This window comes from Salinicola lusitanus (genome assembly GCF_038648475.1).
GTDB lineage: Bacteria > Pseudomonadota > Gammaproteobacteria > Pseudomonadales > Halomonadaceae > Salinicola > Salinicola lusitanus.
This window is the reverse complement of the sequence record NZ_CP151919.1, coordinates 4,720,502-4,733,592: the sequence shown is the minus strand read 5'-3', so window position 1 is coordinate 4,733,592 and position 13,091 is coordinate 4,720,502. Positions and strand designations below refer to the sequence as shown.

Below are 13,091 nucleotides of genomic sequence, written 5' to 3'. Positions count from 1 at the left end.
AATGCCATGCAACCGACGCTCATATCTCGCTCGGCTGATGGCGGGCGCCATGATTTCGCTATTGGCCATTGGGCGTCTGCGCCCACGGCGCCCTGGTCTATCTTGTCTTTCATCGCCAGAGAACGGTGCGTTCACGCCGAGATGAAAGGAACCCGACCCTTATGAGTTGCATCTTTTGCGACATCGTCGCCGGCCGGGCGCCGGCCCACCGTATCTGGGAAGACGAGTCGCACCTGGCTTTTCTCTCCATTTTCCCCAATACCGAGGGGTTTTCGGTGGTGATCCCCAAGGCGCATCACGGCAGCTATGCCTTCGAACAGGAAGATGCGGTGCTGCGCGAGCTGATCGTGGCGACCAAGCAGGTGGCCAGGCGGCTGGATCGGGCGCTGGAGGGCGTGGCCCGCTGCGGCATGTTCTTCGAGGGCTACGGCGTCGATCATCTCCACGCCAAGCTGTTCCCCATGCATGGCACGGGGGACGACGCCGCGTTCAAACCGGTCGAGTCCAGGGTCGACAAGTACTTCGACGTCTACGAAGGCTATCTCTCCTCCCATGACTACCGGCGTGCCGATGATGCCGGGCTGGCAGCGCTTGCCGCCCGGATTCGTGCCACCGGCGCCGCGGAGTGAGCGGCGGGGAACCGCCTTCCCATGGCGCCGGCCAACCTGTAACTTGGCGTCATCACCGCCTGGGCCCGGGCACCCGGGAACCCTCGAGGCTCCAATTTCCAATCTCCTTCAACCGGGAACCCTTCATGCAGACACCCGTGACCGCCTTGCCCGCCGCCGCCCGTCAACCGTGGCGGTGGCTATTGCTGCTGGTATTGATGTTGTCGCTCTCCGGCTGCGGCATCAACAACATTCCGACCCTGGACGAGAAGGTGAAGTCGGCCTGGTCCCAGGTCGAGAACCAGTATCAGCGTCGCGCAGACCTGGTGCCCAACCTGGTGGAGACGGTCAAGGGCTTCGCCAGCCAGGAGCGGGAGACGCTGACGGCGGTCGTCGAGGCGCGGGCCAAGGCGACCTCGATCCAGGTCGACGCCGATACGCTGAACGATCCCCAGCAACTGCAGCAGTTCCAGCAGGCCCAGAGCCAGTTGACTGGGGCGCTGAGCCGGCTGATGGCGGTTTCCGAGCGCTATCCCGATCTGAAGTCGAACCAGAACTTCCTGGCGCTGCAGTCGCAACTGGAAGGCACCGAGAATCGGATCGCGGTGGCACGTCGCGATTTCATCCAGGCGGTCGAGGCGTACAACACCGAAATTCGGACCTTCCCCGGCAAGATCTGGCATAGCGTGCTCTACAGCGATATGCCGATTCGCGAGAACTTCGAAGCCACCACGGAGAACGCCGACCAGGCGCCCAAGGTGGAGTTCTGATGCGCTGTCCGACGCGACGAACGTACACGCGTTTCATCTCGCTGACGCTGGGCCTCTGGCTACTGGCATTCGCGTTGCTCGCCCAGGCGGCCCCGGACTTTCCCGAATTGACCGGGCGCGTGGTCGACAACGCCGATCTGCTGGATGCCTCGACCCGCGATCGACTGACCGACATGCTCGCGGCCCATGAGGAGGCGACCGGCGAGCAGCTCGTCGTGGTGACGCTGCCGGACCTCCAGGGAGAGGCCATCGAGGACTACGGCTATCAGCTCGGCCGCCACTGGGGTATCGGCCAGCAGGGCGAGGATAACGGCGCGCTGCTGATCGTCGCCGTGGACGAGCGCGCCGTGCGGATCGAAGTGGGTTACGGCCTCGAGGGCCGGCTGACCGATGCCCGGTCTTCCGCGATCATCAACCAGACCATCACCCCGGCATTTCGCAAGGGGGATTACGCCGGTGGGATCATGGGTGGCGTTCAGGCGATGATCGCAGCGCTCGGTGGCGACGCCCAGGCCGAGGCGGCTCCGCCGCCCCAGCCCGCCCAGCAGGAATCCCGTCACCTGGGTGGTGCCGGGATCTGGTTCGGGCTGCTGTTCTTCATCGTCATGCTGATCGTGCGTGGCGGTGGCGGCGGTGGTGGACGCGGCGGCAGACGGCGTCGGCGCGGAGGCGCCATGGGCGGCGTGCTGCTGGGCGGCGCTCTCGGCGGTTCCGGCGGCTTCGGCGGCGGTGGTGGTTTCGGTGGCGGCGGCTTCGGCGGCGGCGGTGGTGGTTTCGGCGGCGGCGGCGCGTCCGGTGGCTGGTAGACGACAGGATAACGACAGCATGGCTTTATTGAGTGAAAGCGAACAGCGGCAAGTCGGCGACGCGATCACGCGGATCGAGCGCGACACCGATGCCGAGGTCGTCACCGTCCTGGCGCGTCAGGCCGACGACTACACCTATATTCCGCTGCTGTGGGCCGGACTGACGGCGCTCATCGTCCCAGGCGCGCTGAGCGTCATCGCCAGTTGGCTGGGGTGGCTGGGCGGGAGCAGCGCCTGGTATCTGCTGCTGGCGCAGTGGCTGGTCTTCATCGTGCTGGCGGTAGTGTTCCGGCTGCCGCCGGTGCTGACGCGACTGATCCCGCGGCATGTGCGTTTCTGGCGCGCCTCCAACTTGGCCAGGCGCCAGTTCTTGGAGCAGAACCTGCATCACACCGAGGCGGGCACCGGCATGCTGATCTTCGTCTCCGAGGCCGAGCGCTACGTCGAGATCCTCGTCGATCGAGGCATCTCGGCACGCTTGAGCGACGATACCTGGCAGGCGATCGTCGAGGCGTTCACCGCTCGCGTCAAAGCCGGCGAGACGTTGCAGGGCTTTCTCAACTGCATCGATAGCTGTGGCGAGCTGCTCGAGGCCCATGTGCCGGCGACCCACGAGCGCAATGAACTGCCCAACCGGCTCATCGTGCTCGACTGAGTGCCGGGCCGCGCCTCGGCGAGGATCCGACGTCCGGATACGACAACGCCACCGTCAATGACGGTGGCGTTGTCGTTTGGGGCTGGCCCTGAGGGCCGGGTATCAGACGTTGCCGTTGGACGTGCCGCCGCCGCCGCTGCGACGCTGGCCACCGCGCGAGCGCTGACGGCGCTGGGCCGGGGCATCGCCGCTGCGGTTGCCACGGTTGCCGCTATCGATGCGATTGCCACGGTTGTCGTCTTGAGAACCGCCCTGGCTCGAGGAGGCGCTGCGGCCTTCTCCGCGGCGTGAATCGCCACCACGGCCACCGCCGTTACCGCGCCCGCCGGCGCTGTTGCCGCGGCCACCACCGCCATTGCCGCGACGCTGGCCGCCATCACCACGCCGTTGACCACCGCGGGGCTGACGACCTTCGTTCTCGTCCACCTTGGGGCCACCGCCGGGCGTGGGCTCGAAGCCCGTCACCGCCTCGCTGGTCAGGCGCTGGCTGATCAGGCGCTCGATGCCGGCCAGTTCCTTCTTCTCGTCCAGGCTCACCAGCGAGACCGCCTGGCCGCTGGCGCCGGCCCGGCCGGTACGGCCGATACGGTGGACATAGTCCTCCGCCACGTTGGGCAGTTCGAAGTTCACCACCTGCGGCAGTTGATCGATATCCAGCCCGCGTGCGGCGATATCGGTCGCGATCAGGGCGCGGACGCCACCGCTCTTGAAGTCGGCCAGCGCCTTGGTGCGGGCATTCTGGCTCTTGTTGCCATGAATCGCCGCAGCCTCGATGCCCTGGCCCTCGAGATACTTGGTCAGGCGGTTGGCGCCGTGCTTGGTGCGGGTGAAGACCAGCACCTGTTGCCACTGGTGGGTCTGGATCAGGTGCGACAGCAGCGCCGGCTTGCGGCTCTTGTCCACCGGATGGACCCACTGCTTCACCGTCGCCGCGGCGGCGTTGCGCGGGGTCACCGAGAGCTCGACCGGATCGTTGACCAGGCCCTTGGCGAGGTTGCGGATATCGTTGGAGAAGGTCGCCGAGAACAGCAGGTTCTGGCGCTGCTTGGGCAGCACGGCCAGAATCTTGCGGATGTCATGGATGAAGCCCATGTCGAGCATGCGGTCGGCTTCGTCCAGTACCAGCACTTCGAGCTTGTCGAAGCGAACCACTTTCTGCTGGTAGAGATCGAGCAGGCGACCAGGGGTGGCGACGAGAATGTCGACGCCTTGGCGTAGGGTGGCGATCTGCGGGTTGATCTTGACGCCGCCGAAGACCACGGCGCTTTTCAACGGCAGGTGCTTGCCGTAGGTCGCCACGCTCTCGCCGACCTGAGCGGCGAGCTCGCGGGTCGGGGTCAGGATCAGCGCACGTACCGGAATCTGTGAACCGGCCCGGGGGCGATCGCCCTGGGACAGGCGGTGAAGGATCGGCAGGGTGAAACCCGCCGTCTTGCCGGTGCCGGTCTGCGCGGCGGCCATGACGTCTCTTCCCTCGAGAACGGCGGGAATCGCCTGTGACTGGATCGGGGAGGGGGTGTCATAGCCTTGCTCGGCAACGGCTTTCAGCAACGGGGCGCTAAGGCCCAGTGAGGCAAAACTCATTCGGTATTCTCTAGGTCGCGGCGAATGGCGAAGCGAAGCGGCTACGCTCTACCGGGGAATGCCAGTGCTGGCTGATGCGCCTGGAGGCGGCAAAATGGAGGGTCGTCGACTCTTTCAGCTTCGCGTGACGACGGTCAGACAGATAACGGCAATGGGCCTGCAGCTTAACGCATGTGCGTCGCCACCGCCATCCCGTTGTGATGCCTGGCGTGAATCGATTCGAAGCCGAGCCGGGTCAGGAGCGAACCGGTCTCGCGGCGAAGTGAGGACTGACTGGGGCGGTGGCAGTCGGTCAGGGAGGTCGCCGTGCCCGGCGCTGGCTATGCTGGATGAGGATACGACTTTCGGATTCACATGACGGAGAGGAGAACCACGATGCACAGAAGCCGTCTGGCAGCGCTCGTCATCGACAGCCAGGGCGGAGAGAAGTCTTCCGCCATCGAGTTCTGGGCCCGGGCGCTGGGCTGGCCCTGTCACGAGACCGACGAGAAATACGGCAAGCTGGCCACGCCTCCGGATCAGCCCGATGTGCTGATACAGCAGGTGGATCACCCCAGCCGGGTGCACCTGGATATCGAAACCGATGATATCGAGGCGGAAGTGACCCGGCTGGAGGGGTTGGGTGCGCAGGTGGTCGAGCGGCTGGAGCGCTGGACCGTCATGGAGGCGCCGACCGGCCACCGGTTCTGTGTCGTCCACCCGCAGCGGCCGGATTTCGAGGATGCCGACAACGTCAATGCCTGGGCATGATCGAGGGACACCCCTTGCCGGCCCGGCGATGGGTATCCGCAAGGCTCAGCGGGGGTCGCCCGCCGCCACAACCCCATTGACCCGAGCGCGAGGCGGATTCTCCTCCGGCGTCAGCCGGCGCACGCCGAAACTGCCCGTCCAGGGCGCGGCGATCGCCAGCAGCGCCGAGAACACGATCCCGAGATAGTTGAACAGCGCCCAGGGGGCGTAGTCGAGCGTGGATACGCCGAGCGTCGCCGCCATGTAGACCGCCGAGACCGTCCATGGCGCCAGCGGCTCGGGGATCATGCCGCCATCTTCCAGGCTGCGCGAGAGATTGAGCGGATGAAGCCCTTTGCTGGCGTACTGGTCGGCGAAGATCTCGCGGGTCAGGAAGAAGGTCACGTAGCTGTTGCCGGTGGCGAAGATGATGCAGAGACCGGCGAGCAGCGAGGCGAGGATGGTACCGCTGGCGGAGCGTACGTGCTCCAGCGTCCGGTGGAGAACCACATGGAGCGCTCCCGAGGCCTCCAGCGCCGAGGCGAAGAAGAACGCGCAGAACACGAACAGCACGGTGCCGTGCATGCTGTAGAGGCCGCCCCGTTCCAGCAGCGTTCGCAGCGTGTCGTTGATCTGTCCGGCCTGTGCGGAGGGCAGCATGTCGACGCTGAAGCCGGAGACGGCGGCCTCGACCACCACCGACAGCGGCAGGCCCTGTACCCACAGCGCCAGCAGCATGGCGCACAGCGTCGAGGCGAACAGCACCACCAGCGTGGGTTTCTTGAGTATCGATCCGGTCAGGATGATGACCGCCGGGAGCAGCAGGATCGGATTGAGGGTGAAAAGCTCCTCGATCTGGGTAGTGGTGGCGGCGATCGCCGGCGACTGGGCATCACCGTGGAGACTGGTGCCCAGTATCCAGTAGGCGAGTGCCGCGACCAGGCAGGATGGCACCGAGGTGAACATCAGATAGCGAATATGGCGGTAGAGGTCCACTTTGACCACCATCGACGCCATGATCGTGGTATCGGAGAGCGGTGACAGCTTGTCGCCGAAATAGGCCCCCGAGATGACGGCGCCGGCGGTGATCGCCAGGTTGATCTCCATGGCCCCGGCGATCCCCATGATCGCCACGCCGATGGTGCCTGCCGACCCCCATGAGGTCCCGGTGCAGGTCGAGACGATGGCGGTGGCGACGAACGCCATGACGTAGAGATAGCCGGGGTCGATCAGTTCCAGCCCGTAGTAGATGAAGTAGGGGATGGCGCCGGCCACCAGCCAGGTCCCGATGATCAGCCCGATGCTGTAGAGCACCAGGATGGCGATGGTCGCGGTTCGGATCTTGTCCGCGAGGATGGTCATGATGTCGTCCCAGCGGCGGCCGTGGGCGACGGCGAACAGCGTTGCCAGGACGCCGACGGTGATCAGGACCATCTCCGTCTCGTACGCCGCGATGACGATGCCGTAGATGATGGTGGCGGCAATGACGAGCAGTAGTCCGAGCGAGGCGAGAAACCCGGGTTGTTGTTGTCGGGTGGTGGCCATCGTGGCGTCTCCGGTTGACGTGGCGGGATTATTGCAGCGTGCGGAAGGCGCGCTCCAGATCGTCGAGCAGGGATTGGACGTCCTCCAGCCCGATCGCCAGGCGAATCAGGGCAGGGCCGGTGTCGTCGGGCTGGCGCTGGGAGATGGCCAGCGACTCGTAGCCGCCCCAGCTCACGCCGATACGGAAGACGCGCAGGGTGTCGATGAAACCGGCGATGCGAACATAGGACGGATCGACGATCTCGAAACTGAGCAATCCAGCGTGGCCGCTCAGCTGTCTCTCGGCCCATGCCGCCGCCTCGCCGGTGGCGAGACAGGGGTGGTGGAGCCCCGTCACCGAGGGTTGGGTCGCCAGGTAGCGGATGACCTCCAGGACATTGGCCTGGTGCTGGCGCATTCTGATCGGCAGCGTGCGCAGGCCGCGCAGGGCCAGGAAGGCGCTGTGGGGCGAGAGGGCCGCCCCCAGCAACTGGTGGCCGTGCTCGAAGATCGGCGCCACCAGTTCCCGCCGGCCGACGACGACCCCGCCGACCAGGTCGCTGTGGCCGCCGATATACTTGGAGAGCGTGTGCAGGGTCAGGTCGATACCGTGCGTCAGCGGCTTCTGGTAAAGCGGCGTCGCCCAGGTATTGTCGATGGCGGTGAGGATGCCCCGGCTTCGGGCCAGCTCGGCGATGCCGTCGAGATCGGCCAGCGCCATGCGCATCGACGAGGGGCTCTCGATGTAGATCAACCGGGTATTGTCTCGCACGGCCGCCTCGACCTCGCCGCGACTGCCGCCGGTTTCGCTGAAGCTCACGCCGAATCGTGCCATCTGCTCCAGCAGCTGGCGCGTCGGACCGTAGGCCTGGTTGACCAGCAGCACATGGTCGCCCTGGTCGAGCAGCGTCATCATCGTCGCGCTGATCGCGCCCATGCCCGAGGCGAAGGCCTTGGCCATCTCCCCCCGCTCCAGCGCGGCGAGCTTGTCCTCGAGCAGCTTGACGGTCGGGTTGAGCCCGCGGCTGTAGACGAAATGACTGCGCTCGTCGCGCATCACCTCGGTGAAGCGCTCCAGGGTCGGGAACGTGAACAGGCTGGTCTGATAGATGGGGGGCGCGATCGCCCCCTCGTAGCGCTGATGTTCCTCGAAGGCGTGGGTGCAGATCTCGGAATCCCGAGCGGCGTCGGAGGTGTTGTCGTCGAATGCCATCAAAATCGCCAAGTGGGTGAGCGGAAAATGTCATGGTGTCAGCCTGTCTGATAGGTAGGATTATCACAGGGTGACTGGCGCTTCAATTGAACCTAAGCGGGTTTGTGGTTACCGTTTTTGCCTACGGCCGCCCAGCGGCATCAGCGGGACAGTGATGAAAAGACTCTACTTATCCGACACGGTGGCCGGCGAGATCGGCAGCTATATCGCCGAGCAAGGGCTGTCGGCCGGGGATCGACTGCCATCGGTGGCCGAGTGGATGCAGCGCCTGCGGGTGGGGCGCTCCACGCTGCGGGAGGGGCTGAAGCGGCTCGAGGCCGAGGGCGTGATCCAGGTCGTCAACGGCAAGGGGATCTACGTCAGCGACCAGCAGACCTTCCGTCTGTTCTCGCGACTGCAAGTGACGGATGCGCGGCGCCACCTGCTGGAGATGCTGGATGTGCGCCTGGTACTGGAGGAGAAGGCCATCGCGCTGGCCACCCTGCACGCCAGCGAGGCCCAGTTCGACGAGATGGCGCAGTACCTGTCCGATTACCAGGTCGCCCGCGCTGCCGACGATTTTCTGCGTGTCCACGAGGCGGACTCGGCGTTTCACCTCGCCATCTATCGCGCCAGTCACAACCAGGTACTGGTCGAACTGATACGCTCGATTCACTCCGAGCTCTATGTGTCGTGGCAGACGCCCCAGGACCGAAACCAGGTCTTCGATGCCAGTTTTCCGCACCATCTGACGCTGTTGGCGGCGATGCGCCGGCGCGACGTCGAAGCGGCCGTGACCGCTTTCGGCGAGTTGATGGCCGCCACGCGGCATAACGTGGAGATCATGCGTTAGGGAAACGCTGAACAGATCGCCGAACGAGATGAAGGGCAAGGCGCACGGCACGCAGAGACCGAGACATGACAGGGGCCAGGCGAGTTTCGATCGGACTGGCGCCCCAGTACCGCGCGACGGAGTCATTCGCTCGTGTAGACCTTTATGCAGTGGTGCCCTCGCCGGCGCTGGCGCGTTCCCTGCAGCACCCCGACAATTCCGAGGAGACGACGATGATCAAGGCGAAGCGACACTGGCTGCGGATCTGCGGCTTGAGCCTGATGCTGCCGTTCGCGGCCGCCCAGGCCGACGACGGGGCGACCCCCCAGGGCTCGACGCTTTGCACCAAGATCCCGATACCCTGCGATGCGGTGATCGCGCATCGCGGCGCATCCTATCAGGCGCCGGAATCGACCCGGCCCGCCTATCTCCTGGCGCGGGATCTCGGGGTCGACTATCTGGAGCTGGACCTGCAGCGTACCAAGGATGGCGTGCTGGTGGCCGTCCATGACAATACCCTGGGCCGCAATACCGACGTGGCCGAGGTGTTCCCCGACCGGGCCGACGCGCCGGTGTCGAGTTTCACGCTGGACGAACTCAAGCAGCTCGACGCCGGCAGCTGGTTCAATGCCAGCTATCCGGAGCGTGCCCGCGATAGTTACTCGGGGCTCGAGATCCTGACCCTGGACGAGGTGATCGACATCGCCGAGAACGGCGACAACCATCCGGGGCTCTATATCGAGACCAAGGTGCCCGAACAGTTCCCGGGGATCGAGCAGGACCTGCGCGACAAGCTCGAGGCGCGTGGCTGGCTGGGTGACGCCGCCAAGACTCGGCCGGCCGCGGAGGGCGGGGCGGTAAAGGTGGGCGACGGCCCTGGACGCCTGGTCATGCAGACCTTCTCCAAGGCCAGCCTCGAAGCGCTGGAGCAGACCATGCCGGAGGTGCCGCGGGTGTTGCTGCTGTGGCTGGGCGAGGGCGGCATCGAGGCCGCGCCGAGCGAGCCGCAGGCTGAGGACGAGAGCAGCGCCGACTACTACGCACGCCAGCAGGTGGCCTCGCCGGAAGCCTTCCGCTCCTGGCTCGACTTCGCCAAGGATCATGGCGCGATCGGGATCGGCCCGTCGGCGGTCCAGACCGAGCATGATGGTCCTTTCAGTAGCCAGTTCAGCTACATGGAACTGGCCGAGCCGTGGATGATCGGCATGGCCCACGACGACGGCATGCTGGTGCATCTCTATACGGTCGACGAGCCGGCCGACTTCGAGCGCTATCGGCAGCGTGGCGTCGATGGCTTCTTCACCAACCGCGCAGAACAGCTGCTGACATTCTACGGCCACCCGGCGCAGGACCAGGAAGCGATCCTCGAGCGCCACGGCTACTGACGCCCCCTCGGGCATCGGCGAGATCGCGCCGATGCCCGTTCCCCGATTTCGACAGAGGAGTTGCTGCATGAGCGCTTCGCGCCCCCAGGCCCAGCCAACCGTACAGATCGACAATGACCGTGTCGTGGTGACCGAGTGGCGCTTCCCGCCTGGCGCCGAGACGGGCTGGCACGCCCACGGTCGCGACTATGTCGTGGTGCCGCGGACCACCGGCAAGCTCGAGCTCGAGACGCTGGATGGCCACACCTTCTCGACCCTGGAAACCGGTGTCTCCTACTACCGGGACAAGGGCATCGAACACAACGTGGTCAACGCCAACGATTTCGAATTCGTGTTCATCGAGATCGAAATCAAGTAAGCCCAGCCCCCTGATCCCATCTTCATTGCCTTGCTCTCACCCGCTCTATTCAGCGGATGTCTCAGGCGAGTGCCAGATTGGAGCCACGCCCGGCAGTGCTTCGAGCAGGATCGTTCGTTTATGGTGTAGACGCCCTATTTAGGTTTTCCAAGTATCGCGCTATCCTCGTCAGAGCGGCAATACAAAAAAGGTTGGTCACGAGTGGAATGATCGTGTTCTGGCGTACACCGTCTATTTCGGAGGTTTAGCGCATCATGGAACAGCATATACTGATCGAGATGTGTCTGCAGCAACTGACGCTCAGCGGCGTTCACGAGGGTGAAAAGGTCGTGGTGTTGTCCCAGGGCCAGGCGCGGTTGGATTACGCCGATGCCTTCCTCGCCGCGGGGCAGCGTCTCGGCGCGCGGATGTATCACATGCGCCTGCCGGCCCCGATGCCGGGCAACGGCGCCTGGGCCGTCGGCGAAACGGGGCTGGCCGCCAACCCGGAAGCGGTGGAAGCGCTCAAGCAGGCCGATATGGTCGTCGATCTGATCTTCCTGCTGTTCAGCGATGAACAGATGGCGATCCAGGCCGCGGGCGCGCGGGTTCTGACCGCCGTCGAGCCAGCCCCGTTACTCGCCAAGCTGATGCCGACCCAGGAGCTACGCGAGCGGGTCGAGGTCGGGGCCGAGTTGCTCGCCAAGGCCAGCACGATGCGGATTACCAGCCCGCACGGCACCGATGTCACCTATCGACTCGGCGTCTATCCGACCATGAGTGAATACGGCTTTACCGATGAGCCCGGGCGCTGGGATCACTGGCCGGCGGCGTTCGTGTTCACCGGCGGTGCCGACGACGGGGTCGACGGCCAGATCGTGCTGGCGCCGGGCGATGTGCTGCTGCCGTTCAACACCTACGTGCGCGAACCGGTGACCTACACCATCGAGAAGGGCTTCATCACCGATATTCGTGGTGGGCTGGATGCCGATCTGATCAAGTCCTACATGGGCACGTTCAAGGATCCTCGCGGGCTCGGCATGTCACATGTCGGCTGGGGCCTGGATCATCGCGCCGACTGGCACGGACTGACCCAGTTCCCCGGCGGCATGGGGATGGAGCTGCGTTCGTTCTACGGGAACGTCATGTTCTCGACCGGTCCCAACAACGAGCTGGGCGGCAGTAACGACACCGCCTGCCATCTCGACATTCCGATGCGCAACTGCAGCCTGTTTCTCGACGATGAACCGATCGTTCTCGACGGCGACATCGCGGTGAAGGAGATGCAGCGCCGCGACTGAAGGCGTGGCACGGGGCGTGACTCTGGAGGATAATCGCGCCTCGGTTATCTTCCCTTCGACACGGTATCGCCCCATGACCCAGCCACACGTCCACGGCCCCGACTGCCAGCACGATCACGACCACAGCCACGACAGCCCGGGCCACGTCCATGGCCCGCACTGTCAGCATCACCACCACGAAGCGCAGGCGCCGGTACGTAACGCCATGAAGGATATCGGACGTAACGACCCTTGCCCCTGCGGCAGCGGCAAGAAGTTCAAGAAGTGCCACGCCGGCTGACAACCGTTACGGCCCGCCGGCTTCCATCATCCCCTTGAGATGCTCGACGAACGCCCCGGTCGCCGCCGGCAGGGTGCGATTGGCGAGCGTCTGCAACTCCACGTGGCGTGCGTCCATGCCGGTATCGCGGATCGGCACCGCGACCAGCCGATCCTGGAGAAGCCGATGGCGAATCGAGATCTCGCCGGCCAGGGCGATCCCGCCACCCAGCATGGCAAAGTTGACCAGCGCCTCGGTGTAGTTGCTGGTGAAGACGGACTCGAAGATCAGGTTCTGCTGACTGCAGCAGATGTCGAACAGCTGGCGCAGTGTGGTTTCCGGGGGTGGCAGGGCGATAGGGTGGGGCTGCAACTGTGACAGCTTCACGCCGCGTCGGCCGGCCAACGGGTGATCGTGGGCCATCAGGGCCTGAATCCGCGATCGCTGACGCGATTCCACCTGGATGTCGCGCTCCGGCGCCAGGCTGAACGTGAGCCCGATGTCCACCTCTCCCTCGCGTACCCGGCGCGTCACTTCGGCCGGCGAACTGACGCTGAGCCGAAACTGGATACCCTGATAGCGGCGCCGGAACCGGGCGATCGCCAGGGGAATGAAATCCACCGCGAACCCTTCCGAGCTGGCCAGACGCACCGTGCCGCGCTCGAGCCCCTGCAGGGCCTGGATCTCGCTGGCAATCCGGTCGGTTTCGAGTTGCATGCGTCTGGCATGGGCGGCGAGCAGTTCCCCGGCGGCACTGGGCACCATCCCCCGGGCGCGGCGCTCGAACAGCTGGGTGTCGAGCTCGGTCTCGAGCCGGGCGATCTGACGGCTGATCGCCGAGGCCGCGACGTTGAGCTTGAGCGACGCCTCGCTGATCGAGCCGTTTTTCACCACCGCCAGGAAGTAGCGCAGCGCGGTTTCCTGAAGGGCGCGACTGTTCATTGCCACTGTTCTCTCCCTCGATCTTTTCCACGACATCTCGGTTGATGTTGTTTTTATTAACCTTTGCCGAAATGGCAACGGTTGGTTCTAAACATTGTACTTGTGGCATGGGTGGGCGTTCGATAGCTTCGAGGAAAACGACGTCGGCCCAAGGGTGATTAGACGAC

General features: G+C 65.0%; 14 protein-coding genes. 10 read left to right on the top strand and 4 right to left on the bottom strand.

From position 1 onward, the window contains the following. Nucleotides 1–161: 161 nt before the first annotated feature. The 4 genes from AAGT95_RS21410 (at nucleotide 162) to AAGT95_RS21395 (ending at nucleotide 2,839) form a co-directional block, all read left to right on the top strand. Nucleotides 162–629: an HIT family protein gene (locus AAGT95_RS21410; RefSeq protein WP_110598663.1), complete on the top strand. Its 468-nt coding sequence runs from the start codon at nucleotides 162–164 to the stop codon at nucleotides 627–629. Between the two features lie 125 nt (nucleotides 630–754). Next, nucleotides 755–1,378, top strand: a complete 624-nt coding sequence (locus AAGT95_RS21405) for a LemA family protein (RefSeq protein WP_342595073.1) — start codon at nucleotides 755–757, stop codon at nucleotides 1,376–1,378. After that, nucleotides 1,378–2,184 (top strand): TPM domain-containing protein, encoded by an 807-nt coding sequence (locus AAGT95_RS21400; RefSeq protein WP_342595072.1) that lies wholly within the window; start codon nucleotides 1,378–1,380, stop codon nucleotides 2,182–2,184. Before AAGT95_RS21405 ends, AAGT95_RS21400 begins: the two co-directional genes overlap by 1 nt. A 19-nt stretch (nucleotides 2,185–2,203) precedes the next feature. Further along, nucleotides 2,204–2,839 (top strand): TPM domain-containing protein, encoded by a 636-nt coding sequence (locus tag AAGT95_RS21395; protein WP_342595071.1) that lies wholly within the window; start codon nucleotides 2,204–2,206, stop codon nucleotides 2,837–2,839. 102 nt (nucleotides 2,840–2,941) lie between these two features. On the opposite strand, the gene AAGT95_RS21390 is transcribed toward AAGT95_RS21395, so the two are convergent. Continuing rightward, nucleotides 2,942–4,423, bottom strand: coding sequence for a DEAD/DEAH box helicase (locus tag AAGT95_RS21390; RefSeq protein ID WP_110598659.1), 1,482 nt, complete (start codon nucleotides 4,421–4,423; stop codon nucleotides 2,942–2,944). A 375-nt stretch (nucleotides 4,424–4,798) separates the two neighbouring features. Between AAGT95_RS21390 and AAGT95_RS21385 the strand changes: the two genes are divergently transcribed. Further along, nucleotides 4,799–5,173: a VOC family protein gene (locus tag AAGT95_RS21385; protein ID WP_342595070.1), complete on the top strand. Its 375-nt coding sequence runs from the start codon at nucleotides 4,799–4,801 to the stop codon at nucleotides 5,171–5,173. Nucleotides 5,174–5,218: 45 nt separating this feature from the next. Here the strand turns inward: AAGT95_RS21385 and nhaC are convergent, their stop codons facing one another. Together nhaC and AAGT95_RS21375 are read right to left on the bottom strand one after the other, a co-directional pair. Continuing rightward, nucleotides 5,219–6,697, bottom strand: a complete 1,479-nt coding sequence (gene nhaC / locus AAGT95_RS21380; RefSeq protein WP_342595069.1) for a Na+/H+ antiporter NhaC — start codon at nucleotides 6,695–6,697, stop codon at nucleotides 5,219–5,221. Between the two features lie 28 nt (nucleotides 6,698–6,725). Continuing rightward, nucleotides 6,726–7,889: an aminotransferase class I/II-fold pyridoxal phosphate-dependent enzyme gene (locus AAGT95_RS21375; RefSeq protein ID WP_342595068.1), complete on the bottom strand. Its 1,164-nt coding sequence runs from the start codon at nucleotides 7,887–7,889 to the stop codon at nucleotides 6,726–6,728. A gap of 154 nt (nucleotides 7,890–8,043) precedes the next feature. On the opposite strand from AAGT95_RS21375, the gene AAGT95_RS21370 reads away from it, so the two are divergent. From AAGT95_RS21370 to AAGT95_RS21350, 5 genes are all read left to right on the top strand, one after another. Beyond that, on the top strand, nucleotides 8,044–8,721 hold the full coding sequence (locus tag AAGT95_RS21370) for a FadR/GntR family transcriptional regulator (RefSeq protein WP_342595067.1): 678 nt from the start codon (nucleotides 8,044–8,046) through the stop codon (nucleotides 8,719–8,721). 212 nt (nucleotides 8,722–8,933) lie between these two features. Next, on the top strand, nucleotides 8,934–10,085 hold the full coding sequence (locus AAGT95_RS21365; protein WP_342595066.1) for a glycerophosphodiester phosphodiesterase: 1,152 nt from the start codon (nucleotides 8,934–8,936) through the stop codon (nucleotides 10,083–10,085). 67 nt (nucleotides 10,086–10,152) lie between these two features. Continuing rightward, a complete protein-coding gene (locus AAGT95_RS21360) occupies nucleotides 10,153–10,443 on the top strand; it encodes a cupin domain-containing protein (RefSeq protein ID WP_110598654.1) in 291 nt (96 codons plus the stop codon). A gap of 254 nt (nucleotides 10,444–10,697) precedes the next feature. After that, complete coding sequence (locus AAGT95_RS21355; protein WP_342595065.1) at nucleotides 10,698–11,723, top strand: leucyl aminopeptidase; 1,026 nt, start codon at nucleotides 10,698–10,700, stop codon at nucleotides 11,721–11,723. Between the two features lie 73 nt (nucleotides 11,724–11,796). Beyond that, nucleotides 11,797–12,003, top strand: a complete 207-nt coding sequence (locus AAGT95_RS21350) for an SEC-C metal-binding domain-containing protein (RefSeq protein ID WP_110598652.1) — start codon at nucleotides 11,797–11,799, stop codon at nucleotides 12,001–12,003. Nucleotides 12,004–12,009: 6 nt separating this feature from the next. Here the strand turns inward: AAGT95_RS21350 and AAGT95_RS21345 are convergent, their stop codons facing one another. Next, nucleotides 12,010–12,924: a LysR family transcriptional regulator gene (locus AAGT95_RS21345; RefSeq protein ID WP_342595064.1), complete on the bottom strand. Its 915-nt coding sequence runs from the start codon at nucleotides 12,922–12,924 to the stop codon at nucleotides 12,010–12,012. Nucleotides 12,925–13,091: the final 167 nt, after the last annotated feature.

Bases quoted from the DNA above. Each gene is read 5' to 3' on its own strand.
- AAGT95_RS21390 (WP_110598659.1), bottom strand. From the start codon at position 4,423: ATGAGTTTTGCCTCACTGGGCCTTAGCGCCCCGTTGCTGAAAGCCGTT.
- AAGT95_RS21400 (WP_342595072.1), top strand. From the start codon at position 1,378: ATGCGCTGTCCGACGCGACGAACGTACACGCGTTTCATCTCGCTGACG.
- AAGT95_RS21375 (WP_342595068.1), bottom strand. From the start codon at position 7,889: ATGGCATTCGACGACAACACCTCCGACGCCGCTCGGGATTCCGAGATC.
- AAGT95_RS21410 (WP_110598663.1), top strand. From the start codon at position 162: ATGAGTTGCATCTTTTGCGACATCGTCGCCGGCCGGGCGCCGGCCCAC.
- AAGT95_RS21405 (WP_342595073.1), top strand. From the start codon at position 755: ATGCAGACACCCGTGACCGCCTTGCCCGCCGCCGCCCGTCAACCGTGG.
- AAGT95_RS21345 (WP_342595064.1), bottom strand. From the start codon at position 12,924: ATGAACAGTCGCGCCCTTCAGGAAACCGCGCTGCGCTACTTCCTGGCG.
- AAGT95_RS21360 (WP_110598654.1), top strand. From the start codon at position 10,153: ATGAGCGCTTCGCGCCCCCAGGCCCAGCCAACCGTACAGATCGACAAT.
- AAGT95_RS21385 (WP_342595070.1), top strand. From the start codon at position 4,799: ATGCACAGAAGCCGTCTGGCAGCGCTCGTCATCGACAGCCAGGGCGGA.
- AAGT95_RS21395 (WP_342595071.1), top strand. From the start codon at position 2,204: ATGGCTTTATTGAGTGAAAGCGAACAGCGGCAAGTCGGCGACGCGATC.
- AAGT95_RS21365 (WP_342595066.1), top strand. From the start codon at position 8,934: ATGATCAAGGCGAAGCGACACTGGCTGCGGATCTGCGGCTTGAGCCTG.
- nhaC (WP_342595069.1), bottom strand. From the start codon at position 6,697: ATGGCCACCACCCGACAACAACAACCCGGGTTTCTCGCCTCGCTCGGA.
- AAGT95_RS21355 (WP_342595065.1), top strand. From the start codon at position 10,698: ATGGAACAGCATATACTGATCGAGATGTGTCTGCAGCAACTGACGCTC.
- AAGT95_RS21350 (WP_110598652.1), top strand. From the start codon at position 11,797: ATGACCCAGCCACACGTCCACGGCCCCGACTGCCAGCACGATCACGAC.
- AAGT95_RS21370 (WP_342595067.1), top strand. From the start codon at position 8,044: ATGAAAAGACTCTACTTATCCGACACGGTGGCCGGCGAGATCGGCAGC.